Annotated in this window: 20 protein-coding genes; 7 read left to right on the top strand and 13 right to left on the bottom strand. The window is 63.9% G+C overall.

All coding sequences use genetic code 11. From position 1 onward, the window contains the following. Positions 1 to 14: 14 nt before the first annotated feature. The 5 genes from frr to V8U06_RS16500 all read right to left on the bottom strand — a co-directional run bounded on the left by frr (position 15) and on the right by V8U06_RS16500 (position 4,484). Positions 15 to 575 (bottom strand): ribosome recycling factor, encoded by a 561-nt coding sequence (frr, locus tag V8U06_RS16480; RefSeq protein WP_226919099.1) that lies wholly within the window; start codon positions 573 to 575, stop codon positions 15 to 17. Positions 576 to 632: 57 nt separating this feature from the next. Beyond that, positions 633 to 1,355, bottom strand: a complete 723-nt coding sequence (gene pyrH, locus V8U06_RS16485; RefSeq protein ID WP_226919098.1) for a UMP kinase — start codon at positions 1,353 to 1,355, stop codon at positions 633 to 635. A 186-nt stretch (positions 1,356 to 1,541) separates the two neighbouring features. Then, on the bottom strand, positions 1,542 to 2,468 hold the full coding sequence (gene tsf / locus V8U06_RS16490; RefSeq protein ID WP_226919097.1) for a translation elongation factor Ts: 927 nt from the start codon (positions 2,466 to 2,468) through the stop codon (positions 1,542 to 1,544). Positions 2,469 to 2,707: 239 nt separating this feature from the next. Continuing rightward, positions 2,708 to 3,469: a 30S ribosomal protein S2 gene (gene rpsB, locus V8U06_RS16495; protein ID WP_371826620.1), complete on the bottom strand. Its 762-nt coding sequence runs from the start codon at positions 3,467 to 3,469 to the stop codon at positions 2,708 to 2,710. 187 nt (positions 3,470 to 3,656) lie between these two features. After that, positions 3,657 to 4,484, bottom strand: a complete 828-nt coding sequence (locus V8U06_RS16500) for a cell envelope integrity EipB family protein (protein WP_427141566.1) — start codon at positions 4,482 to 4,484, stop codon at positions 3,657 to 3,659. A gap of 172 nt (positions 4,485 to 4,656) precedes the next feature. Here V8U06_RS16500 and V8U06_RS16505 point away from each other — a divergent pair, with 172 nt between their 5' ends. Genes V8U06_RS16505 through V8U06_RS16525 form a run of 5 tightly spaced genes read left to right on the top strand, consistent with a single transcriptional unit; the run spans position 4,657 to position 7,923 of the window. After that, a complete protein-coding gene (locus tag V8U06_RS16505; RefSeq protein WP_226919095.1) occupies positions 4,657 to 5,121 on the top strand; it encodes a RidA family protein in 465 nt (154 codons plus the stop codon). Further along, positions 5,121 to 5,846 carry a glycerophosphodiester phosphodiesterase gene (locus V8U06_RS16510; protein ID WP_427141567.1) on the top strand — a complete coding sequence of 242 codons (726 nt, stop codon included), beginning with the start codon at positions 5,121 to 5,123 and terminating at the stop codon, positions 5,844 to 5,846. Before V8U06_RS16505 ends, V8U06_RS16510 begins: the two co-directional genes overlap by 1 nt. Before the next feature lie 2 nt (positions 5,847 to 5,848). Next, positions 5,849 to 7,042 (top strand): GNAT family N-acetyltransferase, encoded by a 1,194-nt coding sequence (locus V8U06_RS16515; protein ID WP_427141568.1) that lies wholly within the window; start codon positions 5,849 to 5,851, stop codon positions 7,040 to 7,042. Positions 7,043 to 7,057: 15 nt separating this feature from the next. Beyond that, positions 7,058 to 7,480: an HIT family protein gene (locus V8U06_RS16520; RefSeq protein ID WP_427141569.1), complete on the top strand. Its 423-nt coding sequence runs from the start codon at positions 7,058 to 7,060 to the stop codon at positions 7,478 to 7,480. Then, positions 7,477 to 7,923, top strand: coding sequence for a hypothetical protein (locus V8U06_RS16525; RefSeq protein WP_427141570.1), 447 nt, complete (start codon positions 7,477 to 7,479; stop codon positions 7,921 to 7,923). Before V8U06_RS16520 ends, V8U06_RS16525 begins: the two co-directional genes overlap by 4 nt. A 101-nt stretch (positions 7,924 to 8,024) precedes the next feature. Here the strand turns inward: V8U06_RS16525 and V8U06_RS16530 are convergent, their stop codons facing one another. The 8 genes from V8U06_RS16530 to V8U06_RS16565 form a co-directional block, all read right to left on the bottom strand. Continuing rightward, positions 8,025 to 8,369 (bottom strand): AzlD domain-containing protein, encoded by a 345-nt coding sequence (locus V8U06_RS16530; protein ID WP_427141571.1) that lies wholly within the window; start codon positions 8,367 to 8,369, stop codon positions 8,025 to 8,027. Next, the gene (locus V8U06_RS16535) at positions 8,366 to 9,100 is read right to left on the bottom strand and encodes an AzlC family ABC transporter permease (protein ID WP_427141572.1); all 735 of its coding nucleotides are present in this window, start codon (positions 9,098 to 9,100) and stop codon (positions 8,366 to 8,368) included. The genes V8U06_RS16530 and V8U06_RS16535 overlap by 4 nt, the downstream gene beginning before the upstream one ends. Before the next feature lie 85 nt (positions 9,101 to 9,185). Then, complete coding sequence (gene clpA, locus V8U06_RS16540) at positions 9,186 to 11,693, bottom strand: ATP-dependent Clp protease ATP-binding subunit ClpA (protein ID WP_427141573.1); 2,508 nt, start codon at positions 11,691 to 11,693, stop codon at positions 9,186 to 9,188. A gap of 9 nt (positions 11,694 to 11,702) precedes the next feature. Continuing rightward, positions 11,703 to 12,053 (bottom strand): ATP-dependent Clp protease adapter ClpS, encoded by a 351-nt coding sequence (gene clpS / locus V8U06_RS16545; RefSeq protein WP_427141574.1) that lies wholly within the window; start codon positions 12,051 to 12,053, stop codon positions 11,703 to 11,705. Between the two features lie 262 nt (positions 12,054 to 12,315). Next, complete coding sequence (locus tag V8U06_RS16550; RefSeq protein WP_427141575.1) at positions 12,316 to 12,669, bottom strand: phasin family protein; 354 nt, start codon at positions 12,667 to 12,669, stop codon at positions 12,316 to 12,318. Between the two features lie 219 nt (positions 12,670 to 12,888). Next, positions 12,889 to 13,092 carry a DUF3126 family protein gene (locus tag V8U06_RS16555; protein WP_119259238.1) on the bottom strand — a complete coding sequence of 68 codons (204 nt, stop codon included), beginning with the start codon at positions 13,090 to 13,092 and terminating at the stop codon, positions 12,889 to 12,891. Between the two features lie 93 nt (positions 13,093 to 13,185). Then, positions 13,186 to 14,016 (bottom strand): serine O-acetyltransferase, encoded by an 831-nt coding sequence (gene cysE, locus V8U06_RS16560; protein WP_226919086.1) that lies wholly within the window; start codon positions 14,014 to 14,016, stop codon positions 13,186 to 13,188. A gap of 106 nt (positions 14,017 to 14,122) precedes the next feature. Beyond that, positions 14,123 to 14,908: an alpha/beta fold hydrolase gene (locus tag V8U06_RS16565; protein WP_427141576.1), complete on the bottom strand. Its 786-nt coding sequence runs from the start codon at positions 14,906 to 14,908 to the stop codon at positions 14,123 to 14,125. Positions 14,909 to 15,073: 165 nt separating this feature from the next. Between V8U06_RS16565 and V8U06_RS16570 the strand changes: the two genes are divergently transcribed. Both V8U06_RS16570 and V8U06_RS16575 read left to right on the top strand, forming a co-directional pair. Beyond that, on the top strand, positions 15,074 to 15,322 hold the full coding sequence (locus V8U06_RS16570; protein WP_226919084.1) for a zinc-finger domain-containing protein: 249 nt from the start codon (positions 15,074 to 15,076) through the stop codon (positions 15,320 to 15,322). 21 nt (positions 15,323 to 15,343) lie between these two features. Next, complete coding sequence (locus tag V8U06_RS16575) at positions 15,344 to 16,501, top strand: FAD-dependent monooxygenase (protein ID WP_427141577.1); 1,158 nt, start codon at positions 15,344 to 15,346, stop codon at positions 16,499 to 16,501. Positions 16,502 to 16,560: the final 59 nt, after the last annotated feature.

Here is a 16,560-nt window from a genome sequence, read left to right on the forward strand (position 1 = left end):
AGGCGGCCAAAGCCTTAAACCTGCATGATTTCCTTTTCCTTGTCGGCAAGCAAGCGATCGACCTCCAAAATCGTGTCGTCGGTCATCTTCTGCACCCTTTCCGACTGGCTGCGGGAAAGGTCCTGGCCGATATCGCCATCCTTCTCGGCCTTCTTCAGGTCGTCCATGCCGTCGCGGCGCACGTGGCGGATCGCCACCTTGGCCTTTTCGGCATAGTCATGGGCGACCTTGACCAGCGACTTGCGGCGCTCTTCGTTGAGCTCCGGCAGCGGAATGCGCAGGTTCTGGCCGTCGATGATCGGGTTGAGGCCGAGATTCGATTCGCGGATGCCACGCTCGACGGCGCCGACCATGCCCTTGTCCCAGACGGAAACCGAAAGCATGCGGGGCTCGGGAACGGAGATGTTGGCGACCTGGTTCAGCGGCACGCGCGAACCATAGGCCTCGACCTGCACCGGATCGAGCACGTTGGCCGAGGCGCGGCCGGTGCGCAGCGACGCGATGTCGTTCTTGAACGCATTGATTGCACCGTCCATGCGGCGCTTCAGTTCCTTCAGGTCAATACCTTCACTCATCGGAATACTCCCGTTTGCAGTCCTGGCTGCACGCAGCGAGCGTGCGCGCCTCAAGAATCAGTTGTCGGTAACGATGGTACCGCGTCCGCCACCGGTCAATATTTCGGCAAATCCGCCCTTTTCATGGATGGAGAAGACGATGATCGGAATGGCGTTTTCGCGCGCCAGCGCAACGGCGGCGACGTCCATGACGGCAAGGCCCTTTTCCAGCACTTCGCTGTGCGTCAGGCGGTCGAAGCGGGTCGCATGCGGATCCTTCTTCGGGTCGGCGGAATAGATGCCGTCGACCTGCGTGCCCTTGAAGATCGCCTCGGCGCCCATTTCGGCGGCGCGCAGCGCGGCGGCCGAGTCGGTCGTGAAGAACGGGTTGCCCGTGCCGCCGGCGAAGATCACCACGCGGCCGAGCGAGAAATGATGCAGCGTCGCGCGCTGCGAGAAGCTTTCGCAGATCTCCGGCATGGCGATGGCCGAGAGCACGACGGTGTCGATGTCGAGCTTGCGCAGCGAGGTGGCGAGCGCCAGCGCGTTGATGACGGTCGCCAGCATGCCCATGTGATCGCCGGTGACGCGGTCGCCGCCCTTGGAGGCAACGGCAACGCCGCGGAAGATGTTGCCGCCGCCGACGACGACGCCGACTTCAACGCCGAGCGCGCGGGCTTCCGCGATGTCGGAGGCGATGCGGTCGGCAACGGCGACGTCGATGCCGAAGCCCTGCGATCCCATCAGCGCCTCGCCCGAGGCTTTCAGCAGAACACGTTTGTAGATTGGCTTGGCAGTCATTGTCGCTCCTGAACGCATGCGCCTGCTCGCCCGATCCGGCTGCCGGGCGGAGCCGGGGATGGCTCAACACAGGGCAGCCCTGGCCGCAGCGGAATTTCGGGGCAGGCATATCGGCAAGCCGGATACACGAAGGGCGCCGCGTTGTCACGCGGCGCCCTCAGCTTTTCCCAATCGGGATTAAGAAAATCAGCCCTTGGCGACGGCTGCGACTTCAGCGGCGAAGTCCGATTCTTCCTTTTCGACGCCTTCGCCGAGCAGGAGACGGGCCATGCCGACGACTTCGATCGGCGCGCCGACGGTCTTTTCAGCTTCCTTGACGGCAGCGCCGACGGTCAGGTCGGGGTTCATGACGAAGGCCTGCGACAGCAGGGCGACTTCCTCGAAGAACTTGCGCATGCGGCCTTCGACCATCTTCTCGATGATGTTTTCCGGCTTGCCGGAGGCGCGGGACTGCTCGATGAAGACGTTGCGTTCGCGTTCTGCAACGGCCGCGTCGACTTCTTCGGCGCGGATGGCGAGCGGAGCCGTGGCGGCAACGTGCATGGCAACCTGGCGGCCGATGGCGTTCAGGGCTTCCTTGTCGCCGGTCGACTTCAGCGCGACGAGAACGCCAAGCTTGCCGAGACGGTCGGCGGCGGCGTTGTGGATGTAGGTCGCGACGACGCCGTCTTCGACCGACAGCAGGACCGAGCGGCGCAGGTTCATGTTTTCGCCGATGGTGGCGACGGCGTCCTTGATGGTGTCGGTGACCGACTTGCCGGTTGCCGGGTAGATGGCGGCGCCAACGGCGTCAACGGTGCCGTCGGTGGTGAGCGCCACGTCGGCAACGCCGCGGACCATGGACTGGAAGGCATCGTTGCGGGCAACGAAGTCGGTTTCGGAGTTGACTTCGACGACAACGGCCTTGGTGCCGGAGCTGGCGACGCCGATCAGGCCTTCGGCAGCGGTGCGGCCCGACTTCTTGTCGGCCTTGGCGATGCCCTTGGCGCGCAGCCAGTCGATTGCCGCTTCGATGTCACCGTTGTTTTCAGCCAGCGCCTTCTTGCAGTCCATCATGCCTGCGCCGGACTTTTCGCGCAGTTCCTTCACCAGTGCAGCGGTGATTTCAGCCATTGTGAGCCTCTTGTCGGTTCTTGTTGCGTGTCGCCGGAAAACCTCGGCGAACTCAAGGTTTTGGGAACGAATGTACCCGGAAGTATGACAGGGTGATGAAGATCACCGCCGGCCTGTCGCTTCAACCACTTGGGGATCGTGGGCAGACAGGACCTTCAAACAAGCCGAGGCCAGGGATCGTCTCTCTGGCCTCGGTTGGATAGAAAAGCGGGAGCGAAGGGTTCGCTCCGACCTTGGCCTTACGCTTCGGCTTCGAGAGCCGGCTCGACCGGAGCTTCGGCGGAAGCGCCGAGGTCACGGCCCGAGGCGCCCTGCTGGCGAGCGATGCCGTCGATGGCAGCGCGGGCGATCAGGTCGCAGTACAGCGAGATGGCGCGCGAGGCGTCGTCGTTGCCGGGGATCGGGAAGTCGATCGGGTCCGGATCGCAGTTGGAGTCGATGATGGCGACGACCGGGATGCCGAGACGCTTGGCTTCCTGGATCGCGATCGATTCCTTGTTGGTGTCGATGATGAACATCAGGTCCGGGGTGCCGCCCATGTCGCGGATACCGCCGAGAGCCTTTTCAAGCTTCTCGCGTTCGCGCTCGAGGTTCAGGCGTTCCTTCTTGGAATAGCCGGAGCCTTCCGAAGCCAGGATTTCGTCGAGCTTGCGCAGGCGCTGGATCGAGTTGGAGATCGTCTTCCAGTTCGTCAGCATGCCGCCGAGCCAGCGGGCGTTGACGTAGTACTGGGCCGAACGCTTGGCAGCGTCGGCGATGATCTCGGACGCCTGGCGCTTGGTGCCGACGAAGAGAACGCGGCCGCCGCCGGCGACGGTGTCGGACACGACCTGAAGGGCGCGCGACAGCATCGGAACGGTCTGTGCCAGGTCGATAATGTGAACGTTGTTACGATCGCCGAAGATGTACGGCTTCATCTTCGGGTTCCAGCGGTGCGTCTGGTGGCCGAAGTGAACACCAGCTTCCAGAAGCTGGCGCATAGAGAAATCGGGCAATGCCATGCCTAGTTATCCTTTTCCGGTTGAACCTCCGCAAGGCGAACAGCACTTCCTTCGGAAATGCCACCGGGCGGAACAGCCCGGATTTCTCCCGGACGATCCCATGCCTCACGTGTGGAATGAGCGGCCCTTTAACCGCAGTTTCCCGGCAAATCAAGGGCAGCGGGGTAAAAAATGCATTCTGGCAGCTTTACTTGCATTCCTGCGGCTTGAACATTTCCAGCTTGGCGAGCTTCCCGCTCAGGACGAACTCGCCGTAATCCATGGTGAGATCGCGGGTGATTCCATTCTCGTAGAGCTTGAAGGACATGCGGTAGACCGGCAGCGCGTCGCCTTCGCTGTTGTCATTGTAATAGGCGATGGAGACGGGCCAGAAGGCCTGCTTGGAGAAGGTGCCGGCCTTGTCCGCATCCGGGTCGCCTGCCTTCGGCGTTTCCTTCTTGCCGACGACGGCGGTGGTCATCAGCGTCTTGTCGCCCGAATCCGAGCCGTCGTAGATGCGCGATTCGAAGAAACGTTCGCCCTTCTTGGCGTGTTCGATGACCTCGAGCATGTGTTCGGTCGGGAACCGGCTCGCGGCAAGCTCCACCTGCTTGGTGGCCGGTGCGGTCAGGTCGACGCTGACGCCGGCCTTTTCCTCGCGCGCCGTGCCACGCACTTCCTTGTCCAGCTTCTCGTCGGTGAAGGAGCGGGTGAGGAAGCGGAAACTGCCGCCCTTCAGGTCTTCGTAGGTCGTCGTCTGCTGATCGGTGAGGCGCGTTTCCTCGCCGGTATTGACCTGCGTGACGAAGCGGAAGCTCACCGTATAGCCGTCGCAGGGGCTGCCGTTGAACTCGTAGACCATGCGGCCATACATGCCGGCGATGCCGGAGCGCTCGGTCGCGTCCTTGAGCTGGAGGTCGTAGACGGCGCGGTGCGGCGCAAGCCCGCTCGCCGGGTTGGCAAAAGCGCTGGTAACGCCGCTGCCGGCGAAGCATGCCCCGGCCATCAGCGCCGTGACAATGGCTGAACGAAACATCCGTTTCCTCCTGTTGAATCCGGTGGCGATGTTATATGAACTCTTTCGGCAAAAGCGAGGCAATATCCGCGCGATGCCACAGTCATTTCCAACATTGCGGGAAGATGTGCCGCAATGTCCCATACCGCACCGCCCCGCGCCCATGCGGCGGCAATCAAGAACGGAGACCGGAATGTCCGCTGAAATCGAAAATCGCGTCAAGGAACTGGGCTACGACATTCCCGTGGCGGCAGCCCCGGCGGCCAACTACGTGCCCTTCGTCATCAGCGGCAACATGCTCCACATCTCCGGCCAGCTGCCGATGCAGGACGGCAAGCTCGCCTATACCGGCCATCTCGGCAAGAATGTCGACGTCGCCGGCGGCCAGAAGGCGGCGGAACTGTGCGCCCTCGGCCTCCTTGCCCAGGCCAAGGCCGCGCTCGGCGATCTCTCGCGCATCAAGCGCATCGTCAAGATCAACGGCTTCGTCGCCTCCGCGCCCGAATTCGTCGAACAGCACCTCGTCCTCAACGGCGCGTCCAACTTCCTCGTCGGCGCACTGGGCGATGCCGGCAAGCATGCCCGCGCCGCCGTCGGCATGGCCTCGCTGCCGCTCAATGCCGCCGTCGAGATCGACGCGATCATGGAAATCGCCTGATGCACAAGTTCAACTGGCTGACCGAGCGGCCGATCGCCCATCGCGGCTACCACGACCGCAACCGGGCCGTCTGGGAAAACACGCTCTCCGCCTTCGCGCGCGCCGCCGATGCGGGTTTCGCCATCGAATGCGACCTGCAATATTCGGCCGATGCCATTCCGGTCGTCTTCCATGACGACGACCTGAAGCGCCTTTGCGGCGTCGAGGGCGACGTGCGCAAGCGCACGGCCGCCGAACTCGGCCTGCTGACCGTCGGCGGTACCGCCGACAAGGTGCCGACGCTGCGCCAGCTTCTCGACCTCGTGAAGGGCCGCGTGCCGCTGGTGCTGGAGCTGAAAGGCCGCAAGGACGACGACGAGGGCTTCGCCATGGCCGTGCTCGATACCATCGAGGACTATGCCGGCCCCATCGCGCTGATGAGCTTCGACCACTGGCTCTTGAAGGATCTCAAGGCGATCGGCACCAGCCGCCCCGTCGGACTGACGGCGGAAGGCCCGCGCCCGGAGAATTTCGCCGTCCACGAGGAGGCGATGCAGCTCGAACTCGACTTCATCTCCTATTACTACGGGCACCTGCCGAACGCCTTCATCAGCCGGCAACGCGAACTCGGCAAGCAGGTCATCACCTGGACGGTGCGCGACGACGAGGCGCGCACGATCACGGCCGAAAATGCGGACCAGATGACCTTCGAGGGCTTCGATCCGCGCGAGCCGCTGACCGCCTGAGCATGGAAAGGGCCGTGCGCATCCGCGTCGAAACCACGTTCGCCGACATTCCGGCGGAAGACTGGGGGCGCCTTGCCGGCGCCTCCAGGGCCGATGCGCAGGTTCCCTACAATCCCTTCGTCAGCCACGCCTTTCTCTCCGCGCTGGAAGAATCCGGCTGCGCCATCGCCGAGACCGGCTGGCTCGGCCAGCACCTGTTGCTGGAGGGCGACGACGGAACCTTGCACGGCGCCCTGCCCGTCTACCTGAAGAACCACAGCCAAGGCGAATATGTCTTCGACCATGGCTGGGCCGACGCGCTCGAACGCGCCGGCGGGCGCTACTATCCGAAGCTGCAGGCTTCCATCCCCTTCACGCCCGCCACCGGCCCGCGCCTGCTTCACCGCGTCGACCAGCCGGTCGTCGAGACGCAGGCGGCCCTTGCCGAAGGCCTCAAGGAGCTTGCAAGACGCCACGGCGTCTCCTCCGCCCATGTCACCTTCGTGCCGGAGGCGGAAATGCCGGTCTTCGAGGCGGCAGGCTACCTGCACCGCACCGACCAGCAGTTCCACTTCCTCAACGAAGGCTATGGCTCGCACGACGACTTCCTCGAAACGCTCGCGTCCCGCAAGCGCAAGGCGCTGAAGAAGGAACGCCGGGCCGCGCTGGAACACGGCATCGAGATCGACTGGCTGACCGGCAAGGATCTGACCGAAGCCGTCTGGGACCAGTTCTTCACCTTCTACATGGATACCGGCAGCCGCAAATGGGGCCGGCCCTATCTCAACCGCGCGTTCTACAGCCTGATCGGCGAGCGCATGGCCGACGACATCCTGCTCGTCATGGCGCGGCGCGATGGCCGTTACATCGCCGGCGCGATCAATTTCATCGGCGGCGACACACTCTATGGCCGCCACTGGGGCTGCATCGAGGACCACCCCTTCCTGCATTTCGAGGTCTGCTATCACCAGGCCATCGATTTCGCGATCGAGAGGGGGCTGGCCCGGGTGGAGGCCGGCGCGCAGGGCGAGCACAAGCTGGCGCGCGGCTACCTGCCCGTCATCACCCATTCCGCCCACTACATCGCGCACGCGGGCCTCAAACGCGCCGTCGCCGACTATCTCGAGCGCGAGCGCCGCGACGTCGAGGCGATGGGCGACTATCTTGCCGAGCACGGCCCCTTCCGCCGGGGCGGCGAACACAACGAGACGGAATAGGACCGGGAGACGAGCATGAGCTACGACACCAACAACATTTTCGCCAAGATCCTGCGCGGCGAGATTCCCTCGCACCGCGTCTATGAGGACGAGCACGCCGTTGCCTTCATGGATGTGATGCCGCAGGCGAACGGGCATGCGCTGGTCATTCCCAAGGCACCCTCGCGCAACATCCTCGATGCCGACCCGCAGACCCTCGCCCACCTGATGCCCGTGGTGCAGAAGGTGGCCGTGGCGGCGAAGGAGGCCTTCGAGGCGGATGGCATCACGGTCATCCAGTTCAACGAGCCGGCCGCGGGCCAGACCGTCTATCACCTGCATTTCCACGTCATCCCGCGCGTCGAGGGCCTGCCGCTGAAGCCGCATTCCGGCACGATGGAAGACCAGGGCGTTCTGGCGGCCAATGCCGAAAAACTCAGAAAGGCGCTTGCGAAATGAACACCGTCACCCGCCGCACGCTTCTTCTCGGTCTCGGTAGCCTCGTCCTCCTCGCGGCGCTGCCGGCCATCCCCGCCTTTGCGGCGGACCGGCCCGAGGAGATCGTCGAAAAGATCTACGCCGCTTATGACAACGACGGCAACGGGCCGCGGGACGTGCCCTATCTGCCAGACGTCGCCGAACAGCTCTCGGGTGAAAACCATCCCGGTTTCGATTTCTTCATCGATGCGCAGGATTTCGACAAGGTGCACGCCGTCGTGTCGCTGGAATCGGAGAGCGACACGGATGCCGTCGTCAGCGCGCGGGTCACGAATTTCGCCGTCACGAAGGTCGTCGAGATCGTCTTCGTGAAACGCGGCGCGGACTGGAAGATCGCCAACGTACGCTACCCCGTCGCCAACGGCTTCGATCTGCGCCAGAGCGTCGGCCTTGGCGTGCCGTAAGACGGTGAAATCAGCCGAAGCGATGCCTCTTCGGCTGGAAATGCTCTTTGTGCTTGTCGCATTGTCCGACGCCGAAGCAGTCTCGCTTCGGCTGGAAATGCTCAGGCGCCAAGCAGAGCAAGCCCCACGGCCAGGAAGCCGATGGCCGCGGCGATGCCGAGAATCTGCCGGAAGCGGCCGCCGAAGAAGAAGCACAGCGCGCCGAAGATGACGGCGCCGAGCCGCAGCCAGAGCGGCGAGGTCTCCAGCGTTCCCGTCGGGAAGAAGATCATCTTGGCGATGACCGCCGCCACCAGCGCCGTCGCGACCGCCCGCACCCAGTTGAGGATTTCGGAGCGCTCGTCGATGCGATTGCCGACAAGGACGCCCGCCCAGCGCCAGAGATCCGTCGCAAGCCATCCGGCGATGGCGATGTAGAGATAGGGCCAGAGACCGTCGAAACTCATTGGCTTGCCTCCCGCCGGCGCAGCGTCCGCTCGCCCCACCAGGCCGCCGTCCCGCCGATGACGCCGGCCAGCAGGATATCGTATTGCGGCGCGATGACCGCAAAGAGCCAGCCGAGCGCGAGGCCGATGCCGAGCGCGAAATAGATCACGCGATGGCGGGCCGAAATCCAGATCGAGGTGAGGAAATAGACCGGCGTCAGGAAGAACAGGCAGCCCGAAACGATGGGCGGAAATTCCGACACCGCACCATAGACCAGCCCCACCAGCACAATGTTCGTCAGCGTCAGCGTGATGCCGAAACCGGCGAAGAAGGCGACACGCCCCTCGCGCGGAATGTCACGCACCCGCTCCATGGCGAAAACCCAGGCGGTGATCGCCACGAAATGCGAGAGGATCAGCAAGATCCAGGTCGGCGTGCGGGACGTGCGGATTTCCGGCACCAGCGCCGCGACCATCGGCATCATACGCACGGACGAGAGCGTCACCGCGATGAAGGCCGTCGCCACATGGGCGCCCGACAACATGGAGCCGACGAGGATGACCTTGGCCGGCAGCGCCCAGACGATGCCGGTCATGAACATCACCTGCCCGACCGGCACCTTCGCCTCCGCCGTGAAGGCGGCGAAGCCGACGAAGGACAGCATGAGGATGATTGCCGGCAGGCTGAAAAGGCCGCGCATGCCCTGGAGGAACCAATGGGCCTGGGATCGATGTTCTGGGTCGGCGGTCATGAAATCTCTTGGCAGAAAAAGAAGGCAAGCCAGCAAAAAGAAAGCCGGGCAGTTTCCTGCCCGGCCCATGCGATTTGTAAAGCCGTTATTTCTTGCGCGGCACCTTCGGCACCGCACCGGAGGACTTGCGCGGCGGCTCGTCCTTCGGCTCCTCGGCCTTGGCTTCTACCGCCTTCTTCGACAACTTGGCCTTGGTCGGCGCAGCCTCGGCGGCGACGGTTTCCTTGGCCTTGCGGGGCTTGGCCGGCTTGACGGCTTCCTCGATCTCGGCCTTCGGCTTGATCCGCGTCGTCTCGGGCACGGCGTCGAGGATCAGGCCCTTCGAGCCGTCTTCCTTCATGCCGACGGAAACGCGGACGACGCCGCCCTTCTTGAGCTTGCCGAAGAGGATTTCGTCGGCGAGCTTCTTCTTGATGTTCTCCTGGATGACGCGCGCCAGCGGACGGGCACCCATCTTCTCGTCGTAGCCCTTCTCCGCCAGCCAGGCGATCGCCTCAGGCTGCAGGTCGAAGGTGACGTTGCGCTCGGCAAGCTGGGTTTCCAGCTGCATGACGAACTTCTGCACGACCTGATGGATGACCGGCGTCGGCAGCGAGCCGAAGGGGATGATCGCATCGAGGCGGTTGCGGAACTCCGGCGTGAACAGGCGGTTGATCGCCTCCATGTCCTCGCCTTCGCGCTTGGACGAGCCGAAGCCGATGGCGGCCTTGGCCATGTCGGATGCGCCCGCATTGGTCGTCATGATCAGGATGACGTTGCGGAAGTCGATCTTCTTGCCGTTATGGTCGGTCAGCGAGCCATGGTCCATGACCTGCAACAGGATGTTGTAGAGGTCCGGATGGGCCTTCTCGATCTCGTCGAGCAGCAGCACGCAGTGCGGGTGCTGGTCGACGCCATCGGTCAGGAGACCGCCCTGGTCGAAGCCGACATAGCCGGGAGGTGCACCGAGCAGACGCGAGACGGTGTGCCGCTCCATGTATTCCGACATGTCAAAGCGCAGCAGTTCCACGCCGAGGGAGCTGGCAAGCTGCTTGGCGACTTCCGTCTTGCCGACGCCGGTGGGGCCGGAGAAGAGGTAGCAGCCGATCGGCTTGTTCGGTTCGCGAAGGCCGGCGCGCGACAGCTTGATCGCCGAGGCCAGCGCCTCGATGGCGAGATCCTGGCCGTAGACTACCGAGCGCAGTTCCTTCTCGAGGCCCGCGAGCACCTGCTCGTCGTCCTTGGAGACGGTCTTGGGCGGAATGCGGGCCATGGTGGCGATCGTCGCCTCGATCTCCTTTTCGGTGATCAGCTTGCGGCGCTTGCCGACGGGCAGCAGCATCTGGGCCGCGCCGGTCTCGTCGATCACGTCGATCGCCTTGTCCGGCAGCTTGCGGTCATTGATGTAGCGCGCCGACAGTTCCACCGCCGTCTTGATCGCCTCGTTGGAGTATTTCAGCTTGTGATACTCTTCGAAGTAGGGCTTGAGGCCCTTCATGATCTCGATCGTATCGTCGATGGTCGGCTCGTTCACGTCGATCTTCTGGAAGCGGCGCACGAGCGCCCGGTCCTTCTCGAAGAACTGGCGGTATTCCTTGTAGGTCGTCGAGCCGATGCAGCGGATCGCGCCGGAGGACAGCGCCGGCTTCAAGAGGTTCGATGCATCCATCGCGCCGCCGGATGTGGCGCCGGCGCCGATGACCGTATGGATCTCGTCGATGAACAGCACGGCGCCCGGATAGTCTTCCAGTTCCTTGACGACCTGCTTCAGGCGCTCCTCGAAATCGCCGCGATAGCGCGTGCCGGCGAGCAGCGTGCCCATGTCGAGCGAGAAGATCGTCGCATCCGCGAGCGCTTCCGGCACCTTGCCTTCGACGATGCGCTTGGCGAGACCTTCGGCGATGGCGGTCTTGCCGACGCCCGGGTCGCCCACATAGAGCGGGTTGTTCTTGGAGCGGCGGCACAGGACCTGGATCGTGCGGTTGACCTCGGCATGGCGGCCGATCAGCGGATCGATCTTGCCGTTCTTGGCCTTCTCGTTGAGGTTCACGCAATAGGCGGTCAGGGCATCCTGCTTCTTGGCAGTCTCCTCCTGCTCATTGCCGCCCCGCGACTGCTTGGGCTCGTTCTCGGTGTCGTCGGAACCGCGCACCTGGCGCTGCTCGGACGCGCCCGGCCGCTTGCCGATGCCGTGCGAGATGAAGTTGACGGCGTCGTAGCGCGTCATCTCCTGCTCCTGCAGGAAATAGGCGGCATGGCTCTCGCGCTCGGCGAAGATGGCGACGAGCACGTTGGCGCCGGTCACTTCCTCGCGGCCGGAAGACTGGACATGGATCACCGCGCGCTGGATGACGCGCTGGAAGCCCGAAGTGGGTTTGGAATCCTCTTCGTACCCCGTCACGAGGTTTGCGAGGTCATGATCGACATAGTCGGTAACGGTCTTGCGCAGAACGTCGAGATTCACGTTGCAGGCGCCCATCACGGCGGCCGCGTCGGCGTCGTCGATCAGCGCGAGAAGGAGGTGTTCGAGCGTCGCATATTCGTGGTGGCGCTCGTTCGCATAGGTCAGTGCCTGGTGGAGGGCCTTTTCAAGGCTGGCAGAAAATGTTGGCACGTTCGTTCCTCATTTCTTTTCCATGACACATTGCAGCGGGTGCTGGTGCTGGCGGGAGAAATCCATCACCTGTGTCACTTTGGTTTCGGCAACCTCGTAGGTGAACACGCCACACTCGCCTACGCCATGATTGTGCACATGCAGCATGATCCGCGTGGCCGCTTCCCGGTCCTTCTGGAAGAAGCGCTCCAGAATGTGGATCACGAACTCCATGGGCGTATAGTCGTCATTCAGAAGCAGGACGCGGTACAGGCTCGGCTTCTTGGTCTTAGGTTTCGTGCGGGTAATGACCGAGGTGCCGCGACCGGGAGTGTCGCCGCCCTCATCGCCATCCTGCATCCGAACCCGTCTCACTTCCATGCGTGGTCATTCCCTTGATTACAGTCGTTTGCTCCGGGCTTTTCCCCGAGGCTGCCTTCTGGAACTGTTATCTAATGTCTCGGCAGACGATTGTAAGACCCTCGCTTCGCACTGCAATCATAATCGCCGACCATCCGAAGGAAATAGCGAAATTTGCTGCCGCTGCGTCAGCCTCGCGCAATCCCCGGAAAACGCAAAGGCCGGCTGCGGTTGCCCGCAGCCGGCCGATAAACGCTATACGCGTACGCAGAACGTGGGAGGATCAGGCTGCGACGGCAGCCTTGGCAGCAGCGGTGGCCTTGGCGACCGGTGCTTCGTAGGGCTTGTAGGCGCCCTTGGCGAGATCGGCATACATTTCGCCGAGCTTGGTGGCTTCGGCGACGAAGCCTTCGTAGGAGGACTTCACGAAGGCCGTCTGCAGTTCGAGAGCAGCTTCGACGCTCTTGACGCCCGACAGCTTCTCGAAGTGAGCGATGCCGTTTTCAAAGGACTTCTTGGAGTAGTCGGCGGTCTCGGTGGCAATGGCCTGCCAGCTCTGGGCGGCGGTGGTGTAGCTCTTCACGAACGTGTCCACGGCTTCCTTGCCCTTCTTGTTTGCTTCGTCGAAATTGAACATCGAAGTCTCCTTTGATCCCGGTGATTGACCCGAAATCTATATGCATTGCACAAAAAAGTCAATGCGAATGCTGCAACGCAATATTTTGCAAGCAAAGCAACACCTTGCGCGATAGGTATGATTATTGGCGCGGATAAAAGCCGATTTGTCGCGAAACAATAACAAAAGGCCCGGCGCCATGGGCGGCCGGGCCTCGTTTATCCTGACGGATCCGACAGATCAGAGATCGATGTCGAGGATCGCCATGGAGAAGTTGTAGGAGAGTTCGCCGTCTTCGTCGTCGCGGAAGATGACGCCGAGGAATTCGTCCGCGAGGTAGACTTCCGCGGATTCATCCTTGCGCGGACGGGCCTTCACGACGATCTCCTTGTTGAGATTGCGCTTGAAGTAGGCCTCGAGCTTCCTGATTTCTTCCGGCTTCACGATCTGTCTCCGTAACGGTTGATGTGCCGCGCTTCTCGCACCTGCTTTTGGGCGTGTAAACCCTCGATTTTGCCGAGAAAGCGACTTTCCCGTTCACAAATCGTAGTCGAATGCGGCCAAAAGCTGGTCCATGGCGCGCGACGGCTCGTTGCAGCCCGCCTCGCCCACGACCCGTGCCGGCACGCCCGCGACCGTCGATTTCGGCGGCACGGGCTTCAGCACGACGGAGCCCGCGGCGATGCGCGAGCAATGGCCGATATGGATGTTGCCGAGGATCTTCGCGCCCGCCCCGATCATCACGCCGTCGCCGATCTTCGGATGGCGGTCGCCGCCCTCCTTGCCGGTGCCGCCGAGCGTCACATTGTGCAGGATCGAGACATTGTCGCCGATGACGGCCGTTTCGCCGACGACGAGGCCGGTGGCATGGTCGAGGAAGAAGCCCTTGCCGATGCGGGCAGCCGGGTTGATATCCGTCTGGAACACGCTGGAGGACCGGCTCTGCACATAGAGCGACAGGTCCCGCCGGCCCTTTTCATGCAGCCAGTGCGCCAGGCGATGGGTCTGGATGGCGTGGAACCCCTTGAAATAGAGCACGGCATCCAGGAACCGCAGGCAGGCCGGGTCGCGGTCGTAGACGGCCTGGATGTCGACACGCAGGATGCTGCCCCATTCCGGCCAGTCTTCCAGCATCTCGTCGAAGATCTGGTGCAAGAGGTTCGCCTGCAGGTCCGGATGGTCGAGGCGCTCGCAGACGCGATGGATCACGCTTTCCTCCAGCGAGCGGTGGTTCAGCACCGTCGAATAGAGGAAGGCCGCCAGTAGCGGCTCGGCCTGGGCGGCCACGCGCGCTTCCTCGCGCAGGCTGTCCCAGATCGGATCCATGGCCTTGAGCTTTTCAGCCCTGAGTTCGTTCGTCGCGACCATCGCCGCACTCCCTGATGTCATTGCGCTGCAAATATAGAGCAAAGCACGGCCGAGCGGAATGGCCGCCCGGAGATTGTGGTAAAGCGCGGTTGTCGCAAAGGATGCGTCAGCGGCCGCCGATATCCGCGTAGAACTCCAGCACCGCGCGCTTGAACACCTTGTCGCCGACGGCGAGCATGTGGTCGCGGCCGGGAATGTCGAGCGCGCGGGCATCCGGCATCAGTTCGGCGAGCGGCTGCGGCGCGCCGGCGATGTCGTCCTTCGTCCCGACGCCGATCAGCGCCGGCATGTCGATGCGCGCCATGTCCTCGGCCGTCAGGAGATCCCGCGACGTCATGATGCAGGCGGCGAGCGCCTGCCTGTCGGATTTCGTCTGGTCGGCGAAGGCGCGGAACATGCGGCCGCGCTCGTGCGTCACCACGTCGAGCGAGGGCGCCAGCAGCGCCTCGGCGATGGGGTCCCAGTCGCCGACGCCCTCCACCATGCCGATGCCGAGCCCGCCGAAGACGACGGAGCGCACGCGGTGCGGATGGGCAAGCGCCAGGAAGGCGGTGATACGGGCGCCCATGGAATAGCCGAAGACATGCGCCTCGGGAATGCCGAGATGATCGAGCAGCGCCACAGCATCGCCCGCCATCAGCGGCGGCGTGTAGAGCGCCGGGTCGTGCGGCTTGTCGCTTGCGCCATGGCCGCGATTGTCGATGGCGATCACCCGGTAGCCGGCATCGCCCAGCGTCTTCAGCCAGCCGGGAAACACCCAGTTCACATTCGCGCTGGAGGCAAAGCCGTGAATCAGCAGCACCGGATCGCCGGCCGGATCGCCTTCGTCGAAGAAGGCAAGCTCGAGACCGTCATGGCTGAAGCGGGAAAAGGGCGGGTTATCGAGATTCATTGCGGGGCCGTCTTTCGTTTCTGTCCACGCTCATACCGTCGTTTGGCCGCCGAGAAAACGGCAGGCCCCGGATTTCTGCTCGGGCGCGACGGTTTTGCATCTACACATTTCAGCCGAAGGCGACTATGGTCCGCGCCAGAAAAGAGCATTTCCACGGAGCATGACATGGCTGGGCACAGCATTCCGCATTTCCAGAACGACGGCGGCCATCGCACGATCGAGATCGGCGTGAAGGAATTCATGTGCGTCGGCGCTTCCGTGCCCTACGACCATCCGCACGTCTTCCTCGACATGGGCGACGACAACGAGAAGGTCTGCCCCTACTGCTCGACGCTCTACCGCTACAATCCGGCGCTGAAGGCCACCCAGACCGAGCCCGCCGGCTGCACCTTCACCAACCAGGTCGCGGCGTAACGGCCGAAAGGCCGGCTTCCCATGTCCCCCATCCAATCCACGACCATCGTCGGAGCCGGTATCGCCGGCCTGACGGCGGCGCTCGCGCTTGCCCGCAAGGGCATTGCCACGCATGTGCTCGAACAGGCCCCGGCCCTCGAAGAGGTCGGCGCCGGCCTGCAGCTTTCCCCCAATGCCACGCGCATCCTGGCCGACCTCGGCCTTCTCGATGCCATCAGCGCGCGCTGGAGCGAGCCGGACCATATCCTCCTCACCTCGGGGCTTTCCCTTGCCTCCCTCGCCTCGGTGCCGGCCGGTAGCGCCGCCCGCGCCCGCTGGCACGCGCCCTACGGCGTGTTGCACCGCGCCTCGCTGCAAGCCGTCCTGCTCGATGCCGTCAGGCGCGAACCGCTCTGCACGCTGACCACCGGCCAGCGAATCGAGGAGAGACAGGCGGCCCTCGCCATCGCACCGGCCGATGTGCTCATCGCCGCCGACGGTGTCTGGTCGCGGCTGCGGCAGGAAGTGCCCGGCGCCCTGCCCGCCCGCTATTCCGGCAATGTGGCCTGGCGCTTCCTGGTGCCCTATGCCGCCGCGCCGGCCTTCCTCAATCCGCGCACCGTCACCGCGTTTCTCGGCCCGCATGCCCATCTCGTCGCCTATCCGCTGGCCGAGACCGAGGCCTTCAACATCGTCGCCATCCACGCCCAGGCCGACGCGCCGCCGGAAGGCTGGCGGCGCAGGGGCGACACCGCCGCGCGCGAACGCCTGCTGGACGCCTTCGCCGGCTGGCACGCGGATATCCGCCGCCTGCTGCCGCAGGCGCAGGATCCCATGGTGTGGCCGCTCTTTGGCTGCCCGGACGGTGCGTGGACGGATGGAAAGACCGTGCTGATCGGCGATGCCGCCCATGCCATGACGCCCTTCGCGGCGCAGGGCGCGGCCATGGCCATCGAGGACGCGGCCTTGCTGGCCAACATGCTGGCGGGCGCGACGGACGGCGCTCAGGCGCTCCGCCGCTTCGAAGCCCTTCGCCGCGAACGCGTCGCCCGCGTCCGCAGCCGCGGCGCCTTCAACCGCTTCGCCTATCACGCGCGCGGGCCGGTGGCGCTCGCGCGAAACCTCGTGCTGTCCCTGCGCAAGCCGGAAAACCTCGCCGCCGATTTCGACTGGCTCTACGGCTACAGGACGCCGGGCTAGGACGGATCGACATTCACTGCATCCATATCATCGCTGCGATGAGGTGAATGAAGCCCGAG

Source organism: Shinella sp. G-2 (assembly GCF_050172695.1).
In the GTDB taxonomy this organism is placed as follows: Bacteria; Pseudomonadota; Alphaproteobacteria; order Rhizobiales; family Rhizobiaceae; genus Shinella.